This is a genomic window from Planctopirus hydrillae (assembly GCF_001707835.1).
In the GTDB taxonomy this organism is placed as follows: domain Bacteria; phylum Planctomycetota; class Planctomycetia; order Planctomycetales; family Planctomycetaceae; genus Planctopirus; species Planctopirus hydrillae.
This window is the reverse complement of sequence record NZ_LYDR01000014.1, coordinates 1-315: the sequence shown is the minus strand read 5'-3', so window position 1 is coordinate 315 and position 315 is coordinate 1. Positions and strand designations below refer to the sequence as shown.

The following is a 315-nucleotide window of genomic DNA, read 5'->3' as shown; positions in this document are numbered from 1 at the left end:
ACTATGCATATATCCGTGATTACAACGCCTGGGCCGTAGGCAAATACAAATATGACAATCTGGATGCCTATGCCGGAGTCTCATTCGGCGTCACCTCCATGATGCGAAAAGGTCTACAACAGAGGGGGCTTTTTCCCACAAATTCCTATGGTGAGTCAGACACTAAAAAGTTCTTCAATTACGGGTTCAAACTTGGGGGTGTGTATAGTGTTACAGGTAATCACTTCTTAGAAGCCAATATTGCTCTGATGCAACAGGCACCTTACTTCCGCAATATCTTTATCTCACCACGGACTCGTAACTCTTATGTTACAA

Annotated in this window: 1 pseudogene; it reads left to right on the top strand. The window is 43.8% G+C overall.

The features are described 5' to 3' along the window. Window positions 1-315 (top strand): annotated as a pseudogene (locus tag A6X21_RS24965) (TonB-dependent receptor); the annotation flags it as partial.